This window comes from Pauljensenia sp. UMB0895, from assembly GCF_030218905.1.
Taxonomy (GTDB): domain Bacteria; phylum Actinomycetota; class Actinomycetes; order Actinomycetales; family Actinomycetaceae; genus Pauljensenia; species Pauljensenia turicensis_A.
Genome location: NZ_JASOQR010000018.1, coordinates 1 through 1,027, shown reverse-complemented (window position 1 = coordinate 1,027; position 1,027 = coordinate 1). Strand labels below are relative to the sequence as shown.

General features: G+C 49.5%; 2 rRNA genes. Both read left to right on the top strand.

Features of this window, described 5'->3' with window-relative positions:
- Positions 1-413 (top strand): 16S ribosomal RNA (locus tag QP503_RS08790); the annotation flags it as partial.
- A gap of 209 nt (positions 414-622) precedes the next feature.
- Positions 623-1,027 (top strand): 23S ribosomal RNA (locus tag QP503_RS08785); the annotation flags it as partial.

Below are 1,027 nucleotides of genomic sequence, written 5' to 3'. Positions count from 1 at the left end.
CAGCATTCAGTTGGGCACTCTAGCGAGACTGCCGGTGACAAACCGGAGGAAGGCGGGGATGACGTCAAATCATCATGCCCCTTATGACTTGGGCTACACACGTGCTACAATGGATGGTACAACGGGCTGCGAACTCGCGAGAGTCAGCGAATCCCTTAAAGCCATTCTCAGTTCGGATTGCAGGCTGCAACTCGCCTGCATGAAGCCGGAATCGCTAGTAATCGCGGATCAGCACGCCGCGGTGAATACGTTCCCGGGTCTTGTACACACCGCCCGTCACACCACGAGAGTTTGTAACACCCGAAGTCGGTGAGGTAACCTTTTGGAGCCAGCCGCCGAAGGTGGGACAGATGATTGGGGTGAAGTCGTAACAAGGTAGCCGTATCGGAAGGTGCGGCTGGATCACCTCCTTTCTAAGGATATAACGGAATACACAATCGTCGCTTTGTTCAGTTTTGAGAGGTCTAACTCTCAAACTTGTTCTTTGAAAACTGAATACTATCATAACATTCCGCATTTCTATTTTTTGCGAGATAGAAATGTCAATAAACCAATTTTACCAAGCGTAAAAACCGAAAAAGAAAGAGTTTTAAAACTTTTCGCATCATACAACTTAACCGGTGGTTAAGTGAATAAGGGCGTACGGTGAATGCCTTGGCACTAGGAGCCGATGAAGGACGGGACGAACACCGATATGCTTCGGGGAGCTGTAAGTAAGCTTTGATCCGGAGATTTCCGAATGGGGGAACCTCATTGTTTTCATCGACAATGGTCCACTCAGTGAACACATAGCTGAGTGGAAGGTAGACGTGGTGAACTGAAACATCTCAGTAGCCACAGGAAGAGAAAGAAAAATCGATTTCCCGAGTAGCGGCGAGCGAAACGGAAAGAGGCCAAACCAGCGTGCTTGCATGCTGGGGTTGTAGGACTGATGGACGGGAGTGAATGAGCTAGTCGAACGCCATGGAAAGGGCGATCAAAGAGGGTGACAATCCCGTAGGCGAAAGCTCAGCCACCTCATTCAGTA